18 protein-coding genes and 1 riboswitch are annotated in these 22,333 nt (G+C 35.7%); of the genes, 17 read left to right on the top strand and 1 reads right to left on the bottom strand.

Annotation, left to right across the window (positions count from 1 at the left end; translation table 11 throughout):
• The first annotated feature begins 138 nt into the window (after nucleotides 1–138).
• Nucleotides 139–3,525, top strand: coding sequence for a bifunctional aspartate kinase/homoserine dehydrogenase I (thrA, locus tag P178_RS0120840; RefSeq protein WP_027068062.1), 3,387 nt, complete (start codon nucleotides 139–141; stop codon nucleotides 3,523–3,525).
• 36 nt (nucleotides 3,526–3,561) lie between these two features.
• Nucleotides 3,562–4,734: a trans-sulfuration enzyme family protein gene (locus P178_RS0120835; protein WP_027068061.1), complete on the top strand. Its 1,173-nt coding sequence runs from the start codon at nucleotides 3,562–3,564 to the stop codon at nucleotides 4,732–4,734.
• Nucleotides 4,735–4,803: 69 nt separating this feature from the next.
• Here P178_RS0120835 and P178_RS0120830 read toward each other — a convergent pair whose 3' ends face one another.
• Nucleotides 4,804–5,331: a lipocalin family protein gene (locus P178_RS0120830; protein ID WP_027068060.1), complete on the bottom strand. Its 528-nt coding sequence runs from the start codon at nucleotides 5,329–5,331 to the stop codon at nucleotides 4,804–4,806.
• Between the two features lie 88 nt (nucleotides 5,332–5,419).
• On the opposite strand from P178_RS0120830, the gene P178_RS0120825 reads away from it, so the two are divergent.
• The 15 genes from P178_RS0120825 to P178_RS0120755 all read left to right on the top strand — a co-directional run bounded on the left by P178_RS0120825 (nucleotide 5,420) and on the right by P178_RS0120755 (nucleotide 22,332).
• Complete coding sequence (locus P178_RS0120825) at nucleotides 5,420–5,830, top strand: RrF2 family transcriptional regulator (protein ID WP_027068059.1); 411 nt, start codon at nucleotides 5,420–5,422, stop codon at nucleotides 5,828–5,830.
• Between the two features lie 198 nt (nucleotides 5,831–6,028).
• Nucleotides 6,029–6,292 carry a DUF2061 domain-containing protein gene (locus tag P178_RS0120820; RefSeq protein WP_027068058.1) on the top strand — a complete coding sequence of 88 codons (264 nt, stop codon included), beginning with the start codon at nucleotides 6,029–6,031 and terminating at the stop codon, nucleotides 6,290–6,292.
• Between the two features lie 14 nt (nucleotides 6,293–6,306).
• The gene (locus tag P178_RS0120815; RefSeq protein WP_027068057.1) at nucleotides 6,307–6,930 is read left to right on the top strand and encodes a phosphoadenosine phosphosulfate reductase family protein; all 624 of its coding nucleotides are present in this window, start codon (nucleotides 6,307–6,309) and stop codon (nucleotides 6,928–6,930) included.
• A gap of 47 nt (nucleotides 6,931–6,977) precedes the next feature.
• A complete protein-coding gene (gene cysD, locus P178_RS0120810; protein WP_051638385.1) occupies nucleotides 6,978–7,928 on the top strand; it encodes a sulfate adenylyltransferase subunit CysD in 951 nt (316 codons plus the stop codon).
• Between the two features lie 83 nt (nucleotides 7,929–8,011).
• Nucleotides 8,012–9,259: a sulfate adenylyltransferase subunit 1 gene (locus P178_RS0120805; protein ID WP_027068055.1), complete on the top strand. Its 1,248-nt coding sequence runs from the start codon at nucleotides 8,012–8,014 to the stop codon at nucleotides 9,257–9,259.
• Nucleotides 9,260–9,372: 113 nt separating this feature from the next.
• Nucleotides 9,373–11,463 (top strand): HEPN domain-containing protein, encoded by a 2,091-nt coding sequence (locus tag P178_RS0120800; RefSeq protein ID WP_027068054.1) that lies wholly within the window; start codon nucleotides 9,373–9,375, stop codon nucleotides 11,461–11,463.
• Nucleotides 11,464–11,466: 3 nt separating this feature from the next.
• Nucleotides 11,467–12,285, top strand: a complete 819-nt coding sequence (cobA, locus tag P178_RS22485) for a uroporphyrinogen-III C-methyltransferase (RefSeq protein ID WP_051638384.1) — start codon at nucleotides 11,467–11,469, stop codon at nucleotides 12,283–12,285.
• Between the two features lie 94 nt (nucleotides 12,286–12,379).
• Entirely contained in the window at nucleotides 12,380–13,441 is a 1,062-nt protein-coding gene (locus P178_RS0120790) for an NAD(P)/FAD-dependent oxidoreductase (protein ID WP_027068053.1), read from the top strand.
• A 158-nt stretch (nucleotides 13,442–13,599) separates the two neighbouring features.
• Nucleotides 13,600–13,712: riboswitch (SAM riboswitch) on the top strand.
• A 118-nt stretch (nucleotides 13,713–13,830) separates the two neighbouring features.
• Nucleotides 13,831–14,835, top strand: a complete 1,005-nt coding sequence (locus P178_RS0120785; RefSeq protein WP_027068052.1) for a homocysteine S-methyltransferase family protein — start codon at nucleotides 13,831–13,833, stop codon at nucleotides 14,833–14,835.
• Between the two features lie 48 nt (nucleotides 14,836–14,883).
• Entirely contained in the window at nucleotides 14,884–15,231 is a 348-nt protein-coding gene (locus tag P178_RS0120780; RefSeq protein WP_027068051.1) for a four helix bundle protein, read from the top strand.
• Nucleotides 15,228–17,957, top strand: coding sequence for a methionine synthase (gene metH, locus P178_RS0120775; protein WP_027068050.1), 2,730 nt, complete (start codon nucleotides 15,228–15,230; stop codon nucleotides 17,955–17,957). Before P178_RS0120780 ends, metH begins: the two co-directional genes overlap by 4 nt.
• Nucleotides 17,958–18,133: 176 nt before the next feature.
• Entirely contained in the window at nucleotides 18,134–19,087 is a 954-nt protein-coding gene (metF, locus tag P178_RS0120770) for a methylenetetrahydrofolate reductase [NAD(P)H] (protein WP_027068049.1), read from the top strand.
• Between the two features lie 215 nt (nucleotides 19,088–19,302).
• Nucleotides 19,303–20,400: an acyloxyacyl hydrolase gene (locus P178_RS0120765; protein ID WP_027068048.1), complete on the top strand. Its 1,098-nt coding sequence runs from the start codon at nucleotides 19,303–19,305 to the stop codon at nucleotides 20,398–20,400.
• A 10-nt stretch (nucleotides 20,401–20,410) separates the two neighbouring features.
• Entirely contained in the window at nucleotides 20,411–21,205 is a 795-nt protein-coding gene (locus tag P178_RS0120760) for a head GIN domain-containing protein (RefSeq protein WP_155941679.1), read from the top strand.
• Complete coding sequence (locus P178_RS0120755) at nucleotides 21,202–22,332, top strand: serine hydrolase domain-containing protein (protein ID WP_027068046.1); 1,131 nt, start codon at nucleotides 21,202–21,204, stop codon at nucleotides 22,330–22,332. Before P178_RS0120760 ends, P178_RS0120755 begins: the two co-directional genes overlap by 4 nt.
• The last annotated feature ends 1 nt before the right edge of the window (nucleotide 22,333 follow it).

Below are 22,333 nucleotides of genomic sequence, written 5' to 3'. Positions count from 1 at the left end.
ACTGAACAAGGTATAAGCAAAAAAGACTAAACAATCGGTTGCTGCGTAAAGCTCAAGTGACCGATTATTTGATAATAAAATACTAGTGCTGGTGGCTGAGCGAAGTCGAAGCCGAGCCATAAATTGATTTTGAAATAGATGCTACATCAATTACAGATTAAAAAATACAAGACCTTAAGCGGGATCTCTCAAGACATTCAATTGTCTTATCAGGTATTCGGTAAAAAGTTGCACACTGCACCCATAATTTTGGTAAACCATGCATTAACGGGAAACTCTAATGTTACTGGAGATGATGGTTGGTGGTCTGCACTTATTGGTGATGGTAAATGTATTTATACTGAAAAATATACCATTTTGGCATTCAACATTCCGGGTAACGGTCATGATAAATTTGTGATTGAAAATTATAAGGATTTTGTAGCGGGTGATGTAGCTAGAATGTTTTTGTTAGGGTTACAGCAGTTGAAAGTGGAACGTTTATTCGCTATAATTGGTGGCTCGTTAGGAGGAGGAATTGCTTGGGAAATGGCGGCATTAAGACCAGATTTGTCAGAGCATTTAATTCCTGTGGCATCCGATTGGAAATCGACCGATTGGTTAATTGCCAATTGCCAGATACAAGAACAGTTTTTGGTGAACTCAAAGCAACCGGTACACGATGCTCGCATGCATGCAATGTTATGCTATAGAACTCCGGCTTCTTTTAAGGAGCGCTTCAAAAGAAGTACTAATGAAGAGCTGAAGGTTTTTAATGTAGAAAGCTGGTTAATGCATCATGGCGATAAGCTGCAAGAGCGTTTTCAATTATCTGCCTATAAATTGATGAATCAGTTATTGAAAACTATTGATGTAACTAGAGATGGTGATGAGAATTTCATCAAGCTTCAGAATAGTAATACCAACATACATATTATAGGGGTAGATTCTGACATGTTCTTTACTGCGCAAGAAAATAAAGATACGTTTAAGCAATTGGCGCAAGCAAAAAGTAACGTTACTTATGGGGAGGTTCAGTCGCTACATGGGCATGATGCTTTTTTGATTGAGTTTGATCAAATGGAAAAATTGCTTACCGGTATTTTTAATACCAACGGCAATATCCAAAAAATTAAGATTTTAAAGTTTGGAGGTAAATCTTTGAGTAATGGTGAAGGTTTAGAACGTGTTTTAGATATCGTTACCCAGAAGGTGAAGAATGATGAGAATGTTGCTATAGTTCTATCTGCAAGGGAAAAAGCTACTGACCAACTAGAAGATATGTTGGAAAAGGCTGCCAAGGGAAAAGATTATAAGTCAGATTTTGAGGCCTTAGAAAAATATCAGAAACATACCTATTCTAATGTCAACCTATCAGCGGAATTCAAAGGTTTGGCAAAACTGTATGAAGGTGTCTCTTTATTGGGAGATTACAGTGCAAAAATAAAAGATGAGGTTTTAGCCTATGGCGAGCTAATATCAGCCAAATTGGTCACTAAATTATTAATTGGTAAAGGCATAAAAGCCAAATTGGTAGATACCCGTGAAGTAATTAAAACTGACAATACGTTTGGTGATGCTAAAGTTCTGGAGGCGGAGTCGAAAGAAAAAGTATTGTTGAAGTTTGCTGAAATTCCAAAAGATACCGTAGCGGTAGTTACCGGTTTTATTGCTTCTACGTTAGAAGGAGAAACAACTACTTTGGGTAGAAATGGCAGTAACTATTCTGCGGCTTTGATAGCAAACTTTTTAGATGCGGAAGAATTACAGAATTACACGCATGTTGACGGAATTTACACGGCTAATCCTGATTATGTGCCAGAAGCAAAAAAACTCGCGAATCTATCATATGCGGAAGCAAATGAATTAGCGAATTTTGGAGCTACCATTTTACATGCTAAAACTATTATTCCATTAATTGAAAAGAATATTCCGCTACGTATTTTAAATACGTATAACGATGATAATGAAGGAACATTAATTAGTGCTAAGTCCAGTAAAGAAGGCATTAAATCACTTTCTGTAATAGAAGATGTTGCCATGATCAATATTGAAGGTCGTGGTTTGTTGGGTAAGGTTGGAGTAGATGCCAGAATTTTTAAGGCATTGGAATCAAGTAATATCAGTGTAAGTATTATATCTCAAGGGTCTTCGGAAAGAGGCATTGGTCTTGTAGTAAAAAAGGATAAGGCTAAAAGAGCAAAGTTGGCTTTGGAGAATGAATTTAGCAATGACTTTGAATCGAAAGATGTGAATATGATTACGGTAATAGATGATGTATCTATTATTTCGATTGTAGGTCAAGATTTAAGCACATTCCATAATCCGTTCAATGCTTTAATTAAGAACCAGATAGTACCGTTATTGTTCAATAATACGTTATCGGGTAAGAATGTTAGTTTGGTGGTTAAGAAAACTGATTTACATAAAGCTGTGAATGTTATGCATGGGCAGGTTTTTGGGATCAGTAAAAAAATAAATATTCTTGTCTTTGGGCATGGAAATGTTGGTGGCACTTTAATTGATCAGATTCTGAAATCTGCAAAAACCATTAAGGACCGTAAAAAATTAGATCTTAGAGTATTTGGAATCGCGAATTCCAAGAAGATTTTGTTAGATGAAAAGGGAATTACCAAAAGCTGGAAAACGAATCTAAAGCAAAAAGGAAAAGCATATCAAGTTAATGATGTGTTTGAATTTGCAAAACGTCACCATTTAGAGAATTTGATAGTTATAGATAATACGGCAAGTAAAGATTTTGTAGCCAACTATTTTGAATTTGTAGATCACGGCTTTGACATTGTGTCTTCGAATAAAATTGCCAATACCTTACGATACGATTTCTATCAGCTATTGCGCGAAGAGTTACAGAAGAATCAAAAGCAATATTTATATGAAACCAATGTAGGTGCAGGGTTACCATTAATAGATACCATTAAGTTATTGCATTTATCAGGAGAAAATATTACTAGAATAAAAGGAGTATTCTCGGGGTCATTGAGTTATATATTTAATACTTTTTCAGAAAGCGACCTGCCATTCTCATCTATTTTAAAAGATGCAATGCAACAAGGATTTACAGAGCCAGATCCACGTGAAGATTTATCTGGAAATGATGTAGGTCGTAAATTATTAATCTTAGCACGTGAGCTAGATTTGCATAATGAGTTTGGTGATATACATATTGATAATCTTATCCCTAAGAAATTACAAGAAGGAGCGGTTGATTTCTTTTTAGAGAATTTAGATGTATTAGATGCTAAATTCAATGAAATTAAAAAGAATCAGAAGCCTAACCACGTTTTACGTTATGTAGGTGATTTACATGGAAATCTTCAAAAAGAAAAAGGTGTGTTAGATGTAAAGTTGATTTCCGTTCCAAAAGAAAGTGCTTTAGGGCAAGTAAAAGGGTCAGATTCTATCATAGAAATCTATACAGAATCTTACGGTGAAAATCCGTTAGTAATTCAAGGAGCAGGTGCAGGAGCAGCTGTTACAGCTAGAGGAGTATTTGGAGATATTTTAAGAATAGCGGAAAAAGGGTAATCGTTTGGTTGAAGCAAACGCCAAAAAAAATAAGAAATGAATAAGAACAATAATAAATTTGAAACCAACGCGATACGTACGCAACTAAAGCGAACAGAGAACTTGGAACATTCTGTACCGTTGTATTTAACATCTAGTTTTGTATTTGAAGATGCAGAAGATATGCGCGCATCGTTTGCAGAAGAGAAAGAACGTAATATTTATTCTAGATACTCTAATCCCAATTCATCTGAGTTTATAGAAAAAGTGTGCCAGATGGAAGGTGCAGAGAGTGGCTTTGCATTTGCATCGGGTATGGCGGCTGTGTTTTCTACTTTAGCGGCATTATTAGATAGTGGTGATCATGTGTTATCGGCAAGAAGTATATTTGGTTCAACACATTCATTATTTACCAACTTCTTCCCGAAATGGAATATTGACCACACCTATTTCAAGATAGATGCATTAGAGGAAATAGAAAGTTTAATCACTCCGAAAACAAAAATAATCTATGCAGAGACGCCTACGAATCCTGGTGTGGATGTATTGGATTTAGAAGTGTTGGGTAAGATTGCAAAACGTAATAATTTAATTCTGGTAATCGATAACTGCTTTGCATCTCCTTATTTACAGCAGCCAATTAAATTTGGTGCAGATTTGGTCATTCATTCAGGCACAAAACTAATGGATGGTCAAGGCAGAGTGTTAGCGGGTATTACGGTAGGTAGTGCAGAATTAATGGATAAAGTATATCGTTTTTCTCGTATTACAGGTCCGGCGTTATCACCATTTAATGCATGGGTGCTTTCTAAAAGTTTAGAAACATTGGCAGTACGTGTAGATAGGCATTGTGAAAATGCATTGAAGTTGGCTGAATTCTTGGAGGAAAACGAAAATGTAAATTGGGTGAAGTATCCATTTTTAAAATCGCACCCTATGTATGAGGTAGCCAAAAAGCAAATGAAAGCTGGTGGTTGTGTAGTAGCTTTTGAGGTAAAAGGAGGGTTAGACGCAGGTAGGGAGTTTTTTGATTCCATTAAGCTGTTGTCCCTTTCTGCCAATTTAGGAGATTCAAGAACAATAGTAACGCACCCTGCATCAACGACGCATAGTAAATTAAGTGTTGAAGAACGTGCAGCTGTTGGTATCTCTGACGGAACCGTTAGAATTTCTGTAGGTCTAGAACATATAGATGATATCATCGCAGATATAGCGCAAGCTTTAGGATAAATATCTAACTAGTACAAATAAAGAATGCCCGGTATGTACCGGGCATTTTTATATATAATAATGTTGTAATTATTTACTTAGTGTCATGTTATATGTTGCAGTAACGGTAGATACTCCAAATAAAGATTCTACAGTTTCGTTCAACTCATAACGAAGAGACATTTTAGAATCTGTAAGTTCAATGATAGTAAAACCAACTTCTTCTTCATCAGCCCCAAAGTATAAAATACTTCCGTCTAATCTCCATTTTTCAGATTCAAAGAAGTCTTCACCTTCTTGTTCTTGTGTTTGGTTTTCTCCACCTATAGTGGTACTTAATACTGTAGTGTAAGAACCTTCACTTACTACGGTTTGTGGATCTTCAGAAAAAGTTACAACAGTTTGAAAATCTTTACCTACGGCTTCAAAAGTGGCAGGAATTACGGTTCCTTCAATTGTTGTTTCGGATCTGCCATTGGTAGCTTCTAGTGCTGTTAAATTCCATACACCCACAATTTCTTCTTCACTTGCGTTAGAAACTGCATCTTCATCATTTGAACATGATATGAAAACTAGCGTAAAGGCAGTGATAATCGATAATAAGAATATTTTTTTCATAAATTAATTTAATGGTTGCGATTTTATAACGGCAAATTGTGAGTTCAAGTATTTAACACATATTTTAATATTTGGTTATCTTAGCAATATGCTCTCAAAAAAGACAAAATATGGGTTAAAAGCGCTAGCGTACTTAGCAGCGCAGCCTGATAAAAAACCAGTTCAGATTTCAGAAATTGCTGAAAATGAGAACATTTCCCAGAAATTCTTGGAGAGTATTTTATTGAGTTTAAGAAAAACTGGCTTTTTAGGTTCTAAGAAAGGCAAGGGTGGGGGCTACTACTTATTAAGAACTCCCGAAGAAATTTCTATGACCGATGTAATGCGAGTGTTAGAAGGACCTATTGCTATGGTACCCTGCGTTAGTCTAAATTTCTACGAAACCTGTGATGACTGTCCAGATGAGCATACCTGTTCTGTTCATAAATTAATGCTTCAAGTACGTGATAGTGCCTTAGATGTGTATAGAAATAATACATTGAAGGACATCATTTCGTAATTTTCATTTTTTTTAATTCTAGGTTTCGCAATTACTCAATCTATTGCGAAAAATAAATTTTTCATGCCCATTTGTTATTAATCTACTAAATCTATAGGGTAATGGAAATTTATTTTGATTTTACCCGACTACTTTCAAAATATATACTATTTTTGAAAACTCTATTAAATTAGTAGGGTAATAAAAATTAAGTAAAAGATGATTTCAGATCAACTTATTTTAAATAAAAAAGAGTCTAAAACTACCTATAAAGAAGATAAAACTTCAGAGAAACCTATGCGTAGTATCGCTAAGGCTTTTAGTTGGAGAGTCATAGGTACGTTAGATACTTTAGTTATTTCATACTTGCTTACAGGTAAAATATCACTTGCTGCCTCAATTGCGTCTATAGATTTTGTAACGAAAATGGTGTTGTACTTTTTTCACGAAAGAATTTGGAATCTAGTAAAGTGGGGTAAATAATAAAGAAAAGGATAATGGCATTAACAGAAGCACAAGTTCAGAAGTTAAACATACAATTTAAAGGTATTCCGCCAGAAGAAATTATTTCTTGGGCCGTAAAACATGCAGAAACACCTGTAGTAACTACAAACTTTAGACCATATGAAGTAGCTATTTTACATGCGGTATCTGGAGTAAGAAATGATATTCCGGTAGTTTGGTGCGATACGGGTTACAACACTCCGAAAACGTATAAACATGCGGAAGAGTTAATTGAAAAATTAAGTTTAAACGTAAAGTTATATGTGCCTAAGCAAACTACAGCACATAGAGATGCTGTTATGGGTATTCCGCAAATTGATGATCCAAGACATGCAGTGTTTACGGAACAAGTAAAGTTGGAGCCTTTTAAAAGGGCAATGGCAGAATTTAAGCCAGATGTTTGGTTTACGAACCTAAGAAAAGGACAGACTGCACATAGGGACAGTTTAGATATTTTAAGTCTAAGTAAAGACGGGGTTTTAAAGGTGAGTCCTTTTTATCACTGGAACGATACGCAGCTAGATACCTATTTAAAGAAATATAATCTACCTAATGAGCATAACTATTTTGATCCAACCAAAGTTTTGGAAAATAGAGAATGCGGGTTACATAGTTAAATCTAGGTAGTAGAAAAGAATAAAGATAATTTATCTAAAAAATTATAATGAGTAATACAAGCACGGAATTGGAAGTAACACCATCCCTAGAACTTTTAAAAGATACCTCTAATATAAATGCTCTTGAGAATGAAGCAATTTATATCATTAGAGAAGTAGCGGCTCAGTTCGAGAAGCCTGTTCTTTTGTTTTCAGGAGGAAAAGATTCAATTACATTGGTTCGTTTGGCGCAAAAAGCATTTTGGCCATCAAAAATACCTTTCCCATTAATGCATATTGATACGGGACATAATTTTCCTGAGACTATTGAATTTAGAGATAGATTGGTAGAAGAATTAGGTTTGGAGTTAATTGTACGCAATGTTCAAGACTCGATTGATCAAGGTAAAGTAAAAGAAGAGTCAGGTAGATATTCAAGTAGAAATAGTCTTCAAACAACCACGTTGTTAGATGCTATTGAAGAATTCAAATTTGATGCCTGTATTGGTGGTGCACGTAGAGATGAAGAAAAAGCACGTGCTAAAGAACGTATTTTCTCGGTGAGAGATGATTTTGGTCAATGGGATGAGCGTAACCAACGCCCAGAGTTATTTGATATGTTGAACGGACAAATAGAATTGGGTCAGAACGTAAGAGTTTTTCCAATATCTAACTGGACAGAATTAGATGTTTGGTCTTATATCAAAGAAGAGCAAATTGAAATTCCATCAATCTACTTTGCACACAAGCGTAAAACATTTTTAAGAGATGGTATGATCTGGTCTGCAGAAGACGGTATTGTATTTAGAGAAGAAGATGAGGTTGTAGAAGAACGTTTAATTCGTTTTCGTACAGTAGGTGATATGTCATGTACTGCCGCAGTGCTTTCTGATGCTGAAACTATAGATAAAGTAGTAGAGGAAATTAGAGATTCTTCTATTTCAGAACGAGGTGCACGTATAGATGACAAGCGTTCTGAGGCAGCAATGGAGAAGAGAAAACAACAAGGATACTTTTAAAAGAGGCAGTATTCAGTAACAGTAAGCAGTTTTATAATAATTGCAACTGCAAACTGTAACTGCCAACCGAAAACTAAACAAAAATGGAAGTACTAAAAATAGCAACAGCAGGTAGTGTAGATGACGGTAAAAGTACCTTGATCGGTAGAATACTGTATGATACAAAATCATTGACCAGCGATAAGTTAGAGGCGATTGAAAAAACCAGTAAGCAAAAGGGATATGATTATTTAGATTTCTCTTTGGCAACAGATGGTTTGGTAGCGGAACGTGAGCAAGGAATCACTATTGATGTTGCCCATATTTATTTCTCTACGGCAAAGAAAAGTTACATTATTGCAGATACCCCTGGGCATGTAGAATATACGCGTAACATGGTTACGGGTGCCTCTACTTCACAGGCGGCGATTATATTGATCGATGCTAGAAAAGGTGTAATTGAACAAACAAACAGACACTTTTTTATTAATAATTTACTACGCATAAAAGATGTGGTAGTGGCAATTAATAAGATGGATTTGGTTGATTATTCTGAGGAAACGTATAACGCTATTAAAGCTGATTTTCAAGAATTGATGGCAAAACGCGATTACCAAGACCAGAAAATCACCTTCATTCCAGTAAGTGCATTAAAAGGAGATAACGTAGTAAATAAAACGGACAAGACACCTTGGTATACAGGTCCTACTTTGTTAGAACATTTTGAAGCCTTAGATAGAAAAGATATTTTCAATGTAGGAACACCACGTTTTCCAGTACAATATGTTATCCGTCCAAAAACAGATGAGCATCATGATTTTAGAGGATTTGCAGGTAAGGTATATGGTGGCGAGTTAAGTGTTGGTGATGAGGTAGTAGCACTTCCGTCGCAAACACGTTCTAAGATAAAGGACATTTATTTTCACGATAAAAAATATAAAACAGCTTCTAGACGTTCATCGGTAACAATCACATTAGATGATGAAATTAATTTAAGCCGTGGAGACATGTTAGTGAAAGCCAATGATTTACCAACAGTAGATAAGCAATTTACAGCTACAATTTCTTGGATGGATTCATTGCCTTTAGCAACAGGAAATAAATATATAGTACAACACGGTGTCAACAAAGTATTGGCAAAAGTAGAACAAGTACATCATAAAATTGCTCCGGATTATTCGGGTATCGATACAGAAGCAGATTCTTTGGGTATGAATGATATAGCCCAGGTTAGCTTTCGTTTAAATAAACCAATCTTCTATGATCAATTTAAGAATCACAGAACTAACGGTTCGTTTATTTTAATAGACACCAAATCTAATAGTACCGTAGGAGCGGGATTCATTAGTTAAATATAAAAGGTCAATTTTAATATTGACTGTTTTCAATAAGTCTATAAAATCTATAGGCAAAATATAGTAATAATTTATCTCAGTACGTAGTGCTGAATACTTAATACCGAACGATGCAGAGTTTTAGAACAGAAATAGAGAATCAAGTAGTTGCGAATGATATTTTAGAATTGGAACGCAAGATTCATGAGTTCCATGGCGGCAAATTAGATGAGGAGAAATTTAGAAGCCTACGTTTGGCTCGTGGAGTATACGGTCAGCGTCAAGAAGGGGTTCAAATGATTCGTATCAAATTACCATACGGTAAGGTAACTTCTAAGCAATTGCTTCGTATTTGTGATGTATCAGACGAGTATTCTACAGGTAGGTTACACATTACTACGCGTCAAGATATACAGATTCACTATGTGGATTTGAACAGGACTCCAGAGTTATGGTCAGAATTAGAAAAGGATGATATAACATTAAGAGAAGCATGTGGTAATACAGTACGTAATGTAACGGCTAGTGAAACTGCAGGTATAGATGTAGATGAACCTTTTGATGTTTCGCCTTATGCACATGCATTATTCCAGTATTTCTTAAGAAATCCTGTGAGTCAAGAAATGGGACGTAAGTTTAAGGTTTCTTTCTCTGCAAGTGATGCCGATACCGGACTTTCATACATGCATGATTTAGGTTTTATTGCTAAGCTTGAAAATGGAGAGCCAGGTTTTAAAGTAATGCTTGGTGGCGGATTAGGTTCTCAGCCAAGACATGCAGATGAGTTATATAGCTTTTTGCCAGCAGACCAAATTATTCCTTTAATGGAAACGGTAATACGTGTTTTTGACCGTTACGGTGAGCGTAAGAGTAGAGCAAAGGCTAGAATGAAGTTTTTGCTGAAGGATTTAGGTCTTGACGGATTCAAAGAATTATTGGCAGCAGAGAAAACAGCTGTGCCTTTTGATACTTTTCCAATTAATCCAGAAGAATATCCGAAGATAAAAGTTTCACAATTAGAAGTTCCTAAAGTAGAAATTTCTAATCAGAAAGAATTTGAGCAGTGGAAATCAACGAATGTAGTACCACAGAAACAACCAGGTTATGTTGCTATTGGTATCAAAGTTTTATTAGGTGATTTTTATACTGATAAAGCACGCTTATTGGCGAATTTGGTACTGAAATATGCTGCAGGAGAATTAAGGTTGTCGCTACGTCAGAATATTTTAATTCCTTTCGTAAAAGAAGAAAATATTGAATTTTTCTATACTGAATTAAAAGAATTAGGCTTTACAGATGCTGGCTATAACAAGGCATTAGATATTACTGCTTGCCCAGGTACAGATACGTGTAACTTAGGTATTGCTAGTAGTACAGGTATTGCAGAAGAATTAGAAAGAGTAATTAAAACAGAATATCCAGATTATATCAATAACGAAGATGTTGTAATAAAAATTAGTGGATGTATGAATGCCTGTGGACAACACAATATGGCAAATATTGGTTTTCAAGGGATGTCCGTTCGTACAAAAGATAAATTGGTTGCACCTGCACTTCAGGTTCTATTGGGAGGAAGTACAGATGGTAACGGTCAAGGACGTTTTGCAGATAAGGTGGTAAAAGTACCAAGTAAAAGAGGTCCGGAAGCATTACGTTTAATATTAAATGATTTTGATGCGAATGGCGGCGATTTATCGTTCCCTGATTATTATGCAGAAAAAGGTCAAATGTATTTCTATGATTTTCTTACGCCACTTTCATCAATTGATGATTTAACGCCGGAAGACTTTATAGACTGGGGAAATACGGAGCGTTATGAAAAAGCTATTGGAGTAGGTGAGTGTGCCGGAGTTGTAATTGATTTAATTGCGACGCTACTTTTTGAAAGTGAAGAGAAAATACAAAACGCTCAAGATATGTTCGATGCAGAAAAATGGTCGGCAAGTATATACCACGCATATTCTTCAATGGTAAATTCAGCGAAAGCGATGTTAACGTCAGAAAATACGAAAGTAAATACGCATGTAAGTATCATTAAAGATTTCGATGAGAAATTTGTAGCCGATGGAAGAATTGCTGTTGTAGGCGGATTCGAGAAATTGGTTCTTCAATTGAATCAAAATGAGCCATCAAAAGCTTTTGCAGCATCGTATATTAAAGATGCAAAAACGTTTTTAGAGACTGTTGCGAAATTTAGAGAACAGGAATTAGCAGAAGCATAAATCATGGCAGATAGTAATTTACATAAAAATAGACAGGCAAAATTAACCGTAGTAGGTGCAGGACCTGGTGATATAGAATTAATCACTTTAAAAGCGATTAAGGCATTGGAAAATGCCGATGTTGTGTTGTACGATGCTTTGGTAAATGAAGATTTGCTAGACTACGCTAAAAATGCAGAATTAATTTTTGTTGGTAAACGCAAAGGATGCTATGCCTATCAGCAAGAGCAGATTAATCAGCTCATTATAAGTAGGGCAAAATCGCACGGACATGTAGTTCGTTTAAAAGGTGGAGATCCGTTTGTATTTGGTCGTGGTTCTGAGGAAATGGAATATGCAGCATCGCATGGTTTAGAAGTTGCCATGGTTCCTGGTATTTCCTCTAGTTTAAGTGTACCGGCATATCAAAATATTCCAGTAACAAAAAGAGGAGCGTCAGAAAGTTTTTGGGTAATTACAGGAACAACAAAAGAGCATAAACTATCAACCGATGTTGCTCTAGCAGCTAAAAGTAGCGCTACTGTAGTAATACTCATGGGAATGTCCAAACTACCACAGATAGTAGCATTGTTTAAAGGCGAAGGTAAGTCAGACATGCCTGTTGCAATTATTCAGAATGGAACTCGTGAAAATGAAAAGGTAGGTATAGGCACTATAGAAACTATTGTTGATGTAGTGGAAAAAGAAGAGTTATCTAATCCGGCTATTATTATAATAGGGGAAGTTGTAAGGCATAGAGAATCACTGATGAAGGCAAAGCTTGAATATTCAAGTAATGAGAATGTCAGGTTGAGTCCAGTAGAAACCTCATTGAGTAAATAGTAATAAGTAAGTAGTTTAAATATAAAGTAGAATTTAAAGAAGTAGCATAGGGAGTGAAGACTCAATTCTAGCTGCTTTATATCAATAAATAGTTATGATTAAAACAGATATGCTCATTATAGGAGCGGGACCAACCGGATTGTTTACGGTGTTTGAAGCAGGATTGTTAAAATTAAAAACACATTTAATAGATGCGTTGCCACAACCAGGTGGACAATGTTCAGAGATATATCCAAAGAAGCCTATTTATGATATTCCGGCATTTCCAGAAATCCTTGCGGGTACTTTGGTAGATAATCTAATGGAACAAATAAAACCTTTTGAGCCAGGATTTACGTTAGGCGAAAGAGCGGAAACTTTAGATAAATTGGAAGATGGTTCTTTTGTAGTAACGACAAATAAAGGAACGCAGCATAATGCGCCAGTAGTAGTGATTGCTGGTGGTTTAGGTTCTTTTGAACCAAGAAAACCACCTATCGAAAACATTGTAAATTTTGAAGATATAGGTGTTTCTTATATGATTAAGGATCCAGAAGTATATCGCGACAAAAAAGTGGTGATTGCCGGTGGTGGAGATTCAGCTTTAGACTGGGCTATATTCTTAACCGATGTAGCTTCAGAAGTAACCTTGGTGCATAGAAGAGATGAATTTAGGGGCGCTTTGGATTCTGTTGAAAAAGCAGCTGAATTGGCTAAGCTTGGTAAAATAAAATTGATTACTAAAGCAGAGGTTAAAGAATTACATGGTAAAGATCAACTTGAGGCTGTAGTTATAAAACATACGGATAAAGAGAAAGAAGATACCTATTTAGAAGTTGATAATTTTATTCCGCTTTTTGGTTTATCACCTAAATTAGGTCCGATAGGCGATTGGGGCTTAGATATTCATAAGAATGCGATTAAGGTAAACAACGCAAAAGATTATCAAACAAACATACCGGGAGTATATGCAATTGGCGATGTAAATACATATGAAGGTAAATTGAAATTGATATTGTCAGGTTTCCATGAAGCTGCAGTAATGTGTCAGTATGCATACCAACAAATCAATCCGGGTAAACGATATGTAATGAAGTATACGACCGTTGGCGGAGTCGAAGGATTTGATGGTTCTAAGAAAGAAGCTAAGAAAGAAGTAGTACAAAGTATAGCCTAAAATACTTAAGTAATATGGCCGAAACCTCTGATTCTTTAATGATTCAGAGGTTTTTTTATGACAATTCCCCAGAATTTCGTTAACTAAATAACCTATTGAAGTTTTGGATAAGAGCATACTGTGCCGTTACTTTGCAATTAGTTCATAAATATATTGAAACGTTATCAAGAAAGGTGGAGGGACTAGACCCATTGAAACCTTGGCAACCCTTTCCAATATGGAAAAGAAGGTGCTACATTCTATCTTTATTCTGCTTACTTCTGCAGAATGTGTTATTTAAAATAGCATTACAAAAGACAGATAACTTAAGAAAAGGCATCTAGCCTAACTTTCCTTACTTGATTTCGAATTAGTTTTTTATTGGATGTAGAATCTTTTTACAACGTAAAATGAAGGATATAAAAGAAATTTTAAAAGAGCGAATTCTCATATTAGATGGTGCCATGGGTACGATGCTACAACGCTATAAATTTACTGAGGAAGATTTTAGGGGAGAACGCTTTAAAGATTATGAGCACCCATTACAGGGTAATAATGATTTATTGTCTCTAACTCAGCCTGAAGCAATTGCTGAGGTTCATCGTAAATATTTCGCTGCAGGTGCCGATATCGTAGAGACCAATACATTCTCTGGAACCACGATAGCAATGGCAGATTATTACATGGAAGATTTGGTGTATGAACTTAACTATGAATCTGCACGTATTGCGAAAAAAGTAGCTGATGAATTCACGGCGAAAGAACCTAATAAACCACGATTTGTAGCTGGTAGTATAGGACCCACAAATAAGACGGCAAGCATGTCTCCAGATGTAAATGACCCAGGATATAGAGCCGTGTCTTTTGATGAATTAAGAATAGCCTATAAACAACAAGTTGAAGCTTTGTTAGATGGTGGTTCAGATTTATTATTGGTAGAAACCATATTTGATACCTTAAATGCAAAAGCTGCTTTATTTGCTATAGAAGAAGTAAAAGAGGAAAGAAATATTGATGTGCCAATTATGGTGAGCGGTACAATTACCGATGCTTCGGGTAGAACATTGTCCGGACAAACAGCGGAAGCTTTTTTAATATCCATTTCACATATTCCAATTTTATCGGTAGGTTTTAATTGCGCTCTAGGCGCAAGTCAGTTGGTACCTCATTTAGAAGTATTATCTAAAAAGAGTGAGCATGCAGTTTCTGCACACCCTAATGCAGGTTTACCTAATGCGTTTGGGGAATATGATGAGACTCCAGATCAAATGGCAGCGCAAATAAAAGAATACGCAGAAAAAGGATTAGTAAATATTGTAGGAGGTTGTTGTGGAACAACACCAGAGCATATTACGGCGATAGCTGAAATAGTGGCTAAATATGAACCTAGAAAGTTAACGGTTGTTAGTAAATAAATCGTTTTTCGTTTCTCGTTAACGGTTTATCGTAGTTATAAGAATTAAATGGATTATAAAGATTTAGACATTTGGAGGCAGGCTAGAGTACTTGTTAAAACAGTTTATGTTTTGACAAAGTCCTTTCCAAAAGACGAACAATTTTCTTTAACCTCGCAGGTTAGACGATGTGTTATTTCTGTACCATCAAATATTGCAGAAGGTTGTGGAAGGCAATCCAATAAGGAGACTATTCATTTTTTACATATAGCGAGAGGTTCTTTATATGAGCTGGAAACGCAGTTGATTTTAGCCGGAGATTTAAATTACATTTCAGAAATAAATAACGTTTTGAAAGAAATAGAAAGAGTTAAAAAGTTGTTGAACGGATTCATAAACTATTACAAGAAATTATGAGTACAAAAAACGAACAACGAGCAACGAGCAACGAGCAACGCTTTTTAAAACTAAGCGGATTAGAACCCTTAATAGTCACTCCCGAGACTAACTTTATCAATGTTGGTGAACGAACAAATGTTGCAGGTTCTAAAAAGTTTCTTCGTCTTGTTAAGGAGGAGAAATTTGAAGAGGCACTGGCGGTTGCAAGAGAGCAAGTGGAGAATGGAGCGCAGGTTATCGACATAAATATGGATGATGGTCTGATTGATGGGAAAGAGGCCATGGTCAAGTTTTTGAATTTGGTCATTGCCGAGCCAGATATTTCTCGTGTTCCTATTATGATAGATAGTTCTAAATGGGAAATCATTGAGGCTGGTTTACAAGTAGTGCAGGGTAAGTGTGTAGTAAACTCTATTAGTTTAAAGGAAGGTGAAGAGCAATTTTTGCATCATGCAAAATTGATTAAAAGATATGGTGCTGCGGTAATCGTGATGGCATTTGATGAGGTTGGACAAGCAGATAATTATGACCGACGTATTGAAATAGCAAAGCGTTCTTATGATGTTTTGGTAAATAAAGTCAATTTTGCACCAGAAGATATCATTTTTGATTTAAATATTTTCCCTGTTGCTACAGGTATGGACGAGCATAAATTGAATGCTCTCGATTTTATCAGAGCTACAAAATGGGTTCGTGAAAACTTACCACATGCAAGTGTTAGTGGAGGTGTCAGTAATGTTTCGTTTTCGTTTAGGGGAAACAATCCTGTGCGTGAGGCAATGCATTCTGTTTTCTTGTACCATGCTATTAAAGCAGGTATGAATATGGGTATCGTTAATCCAAGTATGCTAGAGGTTTACGATGATATTCCCAAAGATTTATTAGAACGTGTAGAAGATGTTATTCTTAATAGAAGAGATGATGCAACAGAGCGTTTATTAGATTTTGCAGAGTCTGTAGTTGGTAAAACAAAAGAAAGTAAGATAGATTTATCATGGCGAGAAGAGCCGTTACAAGATAGAATTACACGAGCCTTGGTAAAAGGTATTGATCAATACATAGTAGAAGATGTAGAAGAAGCCAGATTAGCTGCTGATAAGCCAATTCAGGTTATTGAAGGAAATCTAATGACGGGTATGAACGTTGTCGGAGATTTATTTGGAAGCGGAAAGATGTTTTTGCCACAGGTAGTAAAATCTGCCCGGGTAATGAAGAAGGCGGTAGCGTATCTATTACCATATATAGAAGAAGAAAAGTTATTGAATCCGCAAGAAGGAGATTCTGATAATGCAGGTAAAATATTGATGGCAACCGTTAAAGGTGATGTGCATGATATTGGTAAGAATATTGTTGGTGTTGTTTTGGCATGTAACAATTATGAGATTGTTGACTTAGGAGTCATGGTGCCACCAGAAAAAATAATTGCAGCCGCCATTGAACACAATGTAGATATAATAGGACTTAGCGGATTGATTACGCCGTCATTAGATGAAATGGTTCATTTGGCGAAGGAAATGGAACGTAAAGACTTCAAGATTCCGTTGTTAATTGGTGGTGCAACCACAAGTAAAGCACATACGGCAGTAAAAATTGATACGCAATACAATGAAGCTGTAGTGCATGTAAATGATGCTTCTAGGGCGGTAACCGTTGTGGGAGATTTGCTTCAAAAAGATACTTCAAAAGGCTATAAAAAGAGCATTAAGGATGATTATGATGTTTTTAGGGAAAAGTTCTTAAATCGTTCTTCAAGTAAAACCTATAAGCCTATTTCTGCTGCACGTAGAAATAAATTTAAGATTGATTGGAAATCCTCTGAGATAGTTAAACCAAACAAATTAGGTATTCAGGTTATTGAAGATTTAGATTTAAATATACTAGTACCATTTATTGATTGGACTCCGTTTTTTAGAAGTTGGGAATTACATGGTAAATTCCCTGCTATACTTACCGATGAGGTAGTTGGAGAACAAGCGACCGAATTATTTGCAGATGCTAAAGCAATGCTGAATAAAATTATTTCTGATAAGAAATTGAAGGCAAAAGGTATTTTTGGATTGTTCCCGGCAAACTCAATTAATGAAGATGATATCGATATCACTTTAAGTGAAGTTGAAGGACGAGATGAAGAGCATTTTACATTTAGAACACTTCGCCAGCAATTACAGAAAAGAGAGGGTGTTGCAGATTATGCTTTGGCAGATTTTATAGCACCTAAAAAATCTGGTAGGCAAGATTATATGGGTTGTTTTTGCGTATCTACAGGGTTTGGTACTGCAGAATTAGCCGCTAAATATGAAAAAGATTTAGATGATTATAATTCCATTATGGTAAAAGCCTTAGCAGATCGTTTGGCAGAGGCTTTTGCAGAATATTTGCATAAAGAAGTGCGTATGAAACATTGGGGTTATGCTGCAAATGAAGATCTGAGCAATGAAGATTTAATTAAAGAATCATACAAAGGTATTCGTCCTGCACCAGGTTATCCTGCTTGTCCCGATCACTTAGAGAAATTGACCATTTGGGATATTTTAAAAGTTAATGAAACTATAGGGGTAGAATTAACGGATAGTTTGGCAATGTGGCCAGCAGCATCGGTTAGTGGATATTATTTTGGAAATCCGCAAGCACGTTATTTTGGATTAGGTAAAATTAAGGATGATCAGGTTAAAGATTTTGCCGAACGTAAAAATATACCAATAGAGAAGGCAGAAAGATGGCTAGCGCCGAACATAGTTGATTAGTGCGTTAGGGATAGAAGCGGCATCTTTTTCTATTTAAATTGATGTTCACTAAGATTAAAGAGTGAATTATAAATAGAAAAAATAGAGCTGAAAGCCCGCCCGAACGCCCAAAAGAATAAAGTATAAGTAATAATGCCTCCATGGAGGTTGCTCTTAAAAGGGTAATAGTATAGAACATGAAAGTAACAGACCATATTACAAACGCTAAAGGAAAAACGCTTTTTTCATTTGAAATTGTACCTCCGGTAAAAGGGCGCAATATTCAAGAATTATATAATAATATAGACCCTTTAATGGAGTTTAATCCTCCGTTTATTGATGTAACCACATCTAGAGAAGAGACTATATACATAAAGAAAGAAGGATTGTTAGATAAGAAAACCACCCGTATGCGACCAGGTACGGTGGGTATTTGTGCCTCTATTCAACATAAATATAATGTTGATACGGTGCCACATGTAATATGCGGTGGATTTACTAAGGAGGAGACCGAATACATGTTGGTCGATTGTCATTATTTGGGCATACAAAATGTAATGGCATTGCGTGGTGATGCCCGTAGTGAGCAAAAATATTTTGAACCTACCGATGGTGGGCATCCGTTTGCTATAAACTTGGTAAAACAGATTCAAGATTTAAATTGTGGCAAGTATTTGCATGAATCTATAGAAAGTGAGCATTGCAGTGAATTTTGTATTGGCGTAGCCGGATATCCTGAAAAGCATTTAGAATCACCTTCATTACAATCAGATTTAAAGCGTTTAAAAGAAAAAGTAGATGCAGGTGCCGATTATGTGGTAACACAAATGTTCTTCGATAATAAAAAGTATTTTGAGTTTGTTGAAGCAGCCAAGAATATTGGAATTACAGTACCGATCATACCAGGTATTAAACCAATTGCGGTAAAGCGACATATGCAGTTGTTGCCACAAGTGTTTAGAATAGATATGCCACAAGATTTAATTGAAGCTGTTGATAGTTGCGCTACCAACAAAGATGTACGTGCGGTAGGTATTGAATGGGCAATTCAACAATCTAAAGAATTGAAAGCTGCAGGAGTACCTGTTTTACATTACTACTCTATGGGTAAATCTGATAATATAAAGGCAATAGCAGAAGCACTTTTTTAGTTTTCAGGAAGCTAGTTTGTCAGTTCGAGTGTTTTTATATCGTAGAGTAACGGAGATATGAAAATGTGTCGAGAACCTTTGTAACGAGGGGGCTTTTCGATAAAAATTTCTTGGTGCCTCAAAAAATCACTCGAAGTGACATTATTACTTTTGTAATTACATTATTTGTAAGAAAGAACTTGGTACTTCGTACTTACTACTTATTTTTGCCCTCAATGAATTTCAAGTTTTTTTCTATTTTACTGTTATCAGTTTCTTTTTGTTTTGCACAGGAATCTACTGAGCTTAAAAAATATACCCTTGATGCAAGTCAGTTTTACGGGTCTATTATTTTACATAATCCAGATATATCGCATTTAATTACTTCGCATCCGGAAGGTGTGATTTTGAGCTATAATCGTAAAACGTATGGTGCAGAGGAATGGGAGGAATTATATAATTATCCTGATTTAGGATATTCTTTCATATACCAGAATGGCAACAACAGTACTTTGGGTGATAATTACGGACTTTATGCCCACTATAATTTTTATTTTTTTAAACGTAATGTACAGTTTCGTGTGGGGCAAGGTGTGTCTTATGCCTCTAACCCATATGATAAGGAAACCAATTTTAGAAATAATGCCTACGGGTCTGACATATTGAGTTCCACCTATTTAATGTTCAATTATCACAAAGAAAATATTTTTAAAGGATTAGGGTTTAAGGCTGGCGCTTCTATCATTCATTATTCAAATGCGAATTTTAGAGCTCCAAATACATCTACTAATACCTTGGCGTTTAATGCTGGTTTTGTGTATGATTTAGATGGAGGAAAAGAAATAGAATATGTGCATCGTGAAAAAGAAAAAGTAACCGAGCCATTACGTTACAACTTTGCGTTAAGAACAGGTATAAATGAAAGTGATGTTATTGATTCTGGTCAGTACGGGTTTGTTGTACTCTCTGCCTATGCCGATAAAAGAGTAGGTAGAAAAAGTGCGTTACAATTTGGGGTAGATGCTTATTTCTCTAATTTTTTAAAGGAGTTGATTCGCTATCAAAGTATCGCTTTTCCTGAAAATGGTGTTGAAGCAGATGACGATTATAAAAGAGTGGGTGTATTTATGGGGCATGAATTGTTCATTAATAGCATGTCGGTAATTTCTCAGTTTGGATATTATGTCTATTATCCGTTTGATTTTGAAGGGCGTACGTATCTGCGTGTTGGTTTAAAACGTTATTTTGGCGACAAACTGTATGGCGCGGTAACCTTAAAGTCTCATGGGGCAAAAGCGGAAGCAGTAGAATTTGGAATAGGAATAAGATTGTAAGATGATAGAAATGATATATAAATTAAAAAGTAATCTGGTAGAGGGCAGTCGAGGTCTTTTAGTCTTGTCTGGGATACTATTATTTTTATTTATTTCATGTGATTCGGAAAATGCATCTGATTGTTTTCAGGAAACTGGAGCTATTGTCAAGGAAGAAGTTAATGTAGATGCATTTAGTGCCATAACTGTATTTGAAAATGTAGCCTTAGTTATTAAACAGGGCGATACCCAAAAAGTTGAAATTGAAACCGGAGAAAATTTACGTAATGAGGTAGATGCTGTGGTTGAGGATGGGAATTTGTTACTAACAGATACTAACGATTGTAATTACGTACGTGATTATGGTACAACAGTGGTTTATGTTACTACTCCCAATTTAACAAGTATTAGAAGCAGTACCGGTTTTCCAATAACCAGTGATGGCGTTTTAAGTTTTGATAGTCTAAACTTGTTGTCTGAAAGTTTTACAAATCCGGAAGCAGAAACAACGGATGGAGAATTTAATTTAGAATTAAACGTAACTAGTTTAAGTATTACAAGTAATGGAATTTCCTACTTCAGATTAAAAGGGACTGCAGAAAGTTTTAATATGAGCATAGCTGCAGGAGATTCTAGAATAGAAGCTGAAGAATTAATAGCAGAACGCGTAAATCTAAATCATAGAGGGTCTAATGATTTATTGGTGAATCCGCAAACAAGCCTTACTGGAGTATTAAGGGGGACAGGAGATGTACAAAGTTTTAATCGACCTGAAATTGTTGCCGTTGAAGAATTATATAATGGTCGCTTGATCTTTGTGGAATGAACCCTATCCTTAAATATCTAAAAAATGTTTTTGCTGCCAAGCGTGTTTTAGGAGATGACACTTATTTATCTGGTTTGGTAAAAGCAGATTTTTTGTTACAACAATTAATAAAAGAAGAAAAAGCCCCTGGAATTGCTATTACCGTATTAAAAGAGGGTAAAACCTTATTTCAAAAAGGTTATGGTTATGCAGATCTGGAGCATAAGCAATTTGTAAATCCAATAAAATCAATTTTTAGAATAGCTAGTGTGTCAAAACCTATTGCAGCAACGGCATTGGCACATATGGTTCAAGAGGGCATTATTGATTTAGATGAATCTTTTTATACCTATCTGCCAGATTATCCAAAGAAGGAATGGGATTTTACTATTCGTCAATTAGCTAGTCATACGGCAGGAATTAGAGTATACAAAGGCAAGGAGTACGGATTAAACAAACCTTTGTCCATAAAAGAAGGTTTAGATATATTTAAAAATGACCCTTTGGTTTATGAACCTGGTACCGAGTATTTGTATAATAGTTTTGACTGGGTAATGATTTCTGCAGCAATGCAAAAAGCAAGCGTAATTCCATTTGAAAAGTATGTGCAAGAGAAGGTGCTGAATCCGTTAGGGATGAAAAATACATGTATTCCAAAATCTCATTCTGACCGTAACCAAAGACAAACAGGAGGTGTTAATTTTATTTCTACATCCGAAAAACAAAACCTGGTAACCAAATTTTACACAAAAGGTACAACAGGATTTAGAAAAGCAATTCCTGTTGATAATTTTTACAAATTAGCAGGCGGCGGATATTTGTCCACCTCTGAAGATATAGCAAAATTCGGACAGGCATTTTTAGATAAGAAAGTTGAAATCAGCGAAGAGATTCTCAATCAATTCTTAACCGCGCAAGAAGTTGAAGGTAATTCTACATATTACGGTTTAGGCTGGCAGGTAAGTGAAGATGCCAAAGGAAGAAAGTTCTTTGGGCATGTTGGTAATGGAGTAGGAGGGTATTCTAATTTCTTTGTCTATCCCAAAGAGCAGCTTGTATTTTCAATTTTAATTAACTGTACAGATCCTAAAGTGCAGAAAAGTTTAGATGCAATTGTAGATTGTTTTTTCAACGAGTGTAATACCTAGT

Source organism: Maribacter sp. Hel_I_7 (genome assembly GCF_000688315.1).
In the GTDB taxonomy this organism is placed as follows: Bacteria; Bacteroidota; Bacteroidia; order Flavobacteriales; family Flavobacteriaceae; genus Maribacter; species Maribacter stanieri.
Note: the sequence above shows the minus strand (reverse complement) of the source record. Positions and strands in the feature narration are given on the sequence as shown.

Coding starts and splice junctions, on each gene's coding strand:
- cobA (WP_051638384.1), top strand. CDS start 11,467: ATGGCAGATAGTAATTTACATAAAAATAGACAGGCAAAATTAACCGTA.
- metF (WP_027068049.1), top strand. CDS start 18,134: ATGAAAGTAACAGACCATATTACAAACGCTAAAGGAAAAACGCTTTTT.
- P178_RS0120755 (WP_027068046.1), top strand. CDS start 21,202: ATGAACCCTATCCTTAAATATCTAAAAAATGTTTTTGCTGCCAAGCGT.
- P178_RS0120805 (WP_027068055.1), top strand. CDS start 8,012: ATGGAAGTACTAAAAATAGCAACAGCAGGTAGTGTAGATGACGGTAAA.
- P178_RS0120785 (WP_027068052.1), top strand. CDS start 13,831: ATGAAGGATATAAAAGAAATTTTAAAAGAGCGAATTCTCATATTAGAT.
- P178_RS0120825 (WP_027068059.1), top strand. CDS start 5,420: ATGCTCTCAAAAAAGACAAAATATGGGTTAAAAGCGCTAGCGTACTTA.
- P178_RS0120765 (WP_027068048.1), top strand. CDS start 19,303: ATGAATTTCAAGTTTTTTTCTATTTTACTGTTATCAGTTTCTTTTTGT.
- P178_RS0120830 (WP_027068060.1), bottom strand. CDS start 5,331: ATGAAAAAAATATTCTTATTATCGATTATCACTGCCTTTACGCTAGTT.
- P178_RS0120800 (WP_027068054.1), top strand. CDS start 9,373: ATGCAGAGTTTTAGAACAGAAATAGAGAATCAAGTAGTTGCGAATGAT.
- P178_RS0120815 (WP_027068057.1), top strand. CDS start 6,307: ATGGCATTAACAGAAGCACAAGTTCAGAAGTTAAACATACAATTTAAA.
- thrA (WP_027068062.1), top strand. CDS start 139: ATGCTACATCAATTACAGATTAAAAAATACAAGACCTTAAGCGGGATC.
- P178_RS0120760 (WP_155941679.1), top strand. CDS start 20,411: ATGATATATAAATTAAAAAGTAATCTGGTAGAGGGCAGTCGAGGTCTT.
- cysD (WP_051638385.1), top strand. CDS start 6,978: ATGAGTAATACAAGCACGGAATTGGAAGTAACACCATCCCTAGAACTT.
- P178_RS0120835 (WP_027068061.1), top strand. CDS start 3,562: ATGAATAAGAACAATAATAAATTTGAAACCAACGCGATACGTACGCAA.
- P178_RS0120820 (WP_027068058.1), top strand. CDS start 6,029: ATGATTTCAGATCAACTTATTTTAAATAAAAAAGAGTCTAAAACTACC.
- P178_RS0120790 (WP_027068053.1), top strand. CDS start 12,380: ATGATTAAAACAGATATGCTCATTATAGGAGCGGGACCAACCGGATTG.
- metH (WP_027068050.1), top strand. CDS start 15,228: ATGAGTACAAAAAACGAACAACGAGCAACGAGCAACGAGCAACGCTTT.
- P178_RS0120780 (WP_027068051.1), top strand. CDS start 14,884: ATGGATTATAAAGATTTAGACATTTGGAGGCAGGCTAGAGTACTTGTT.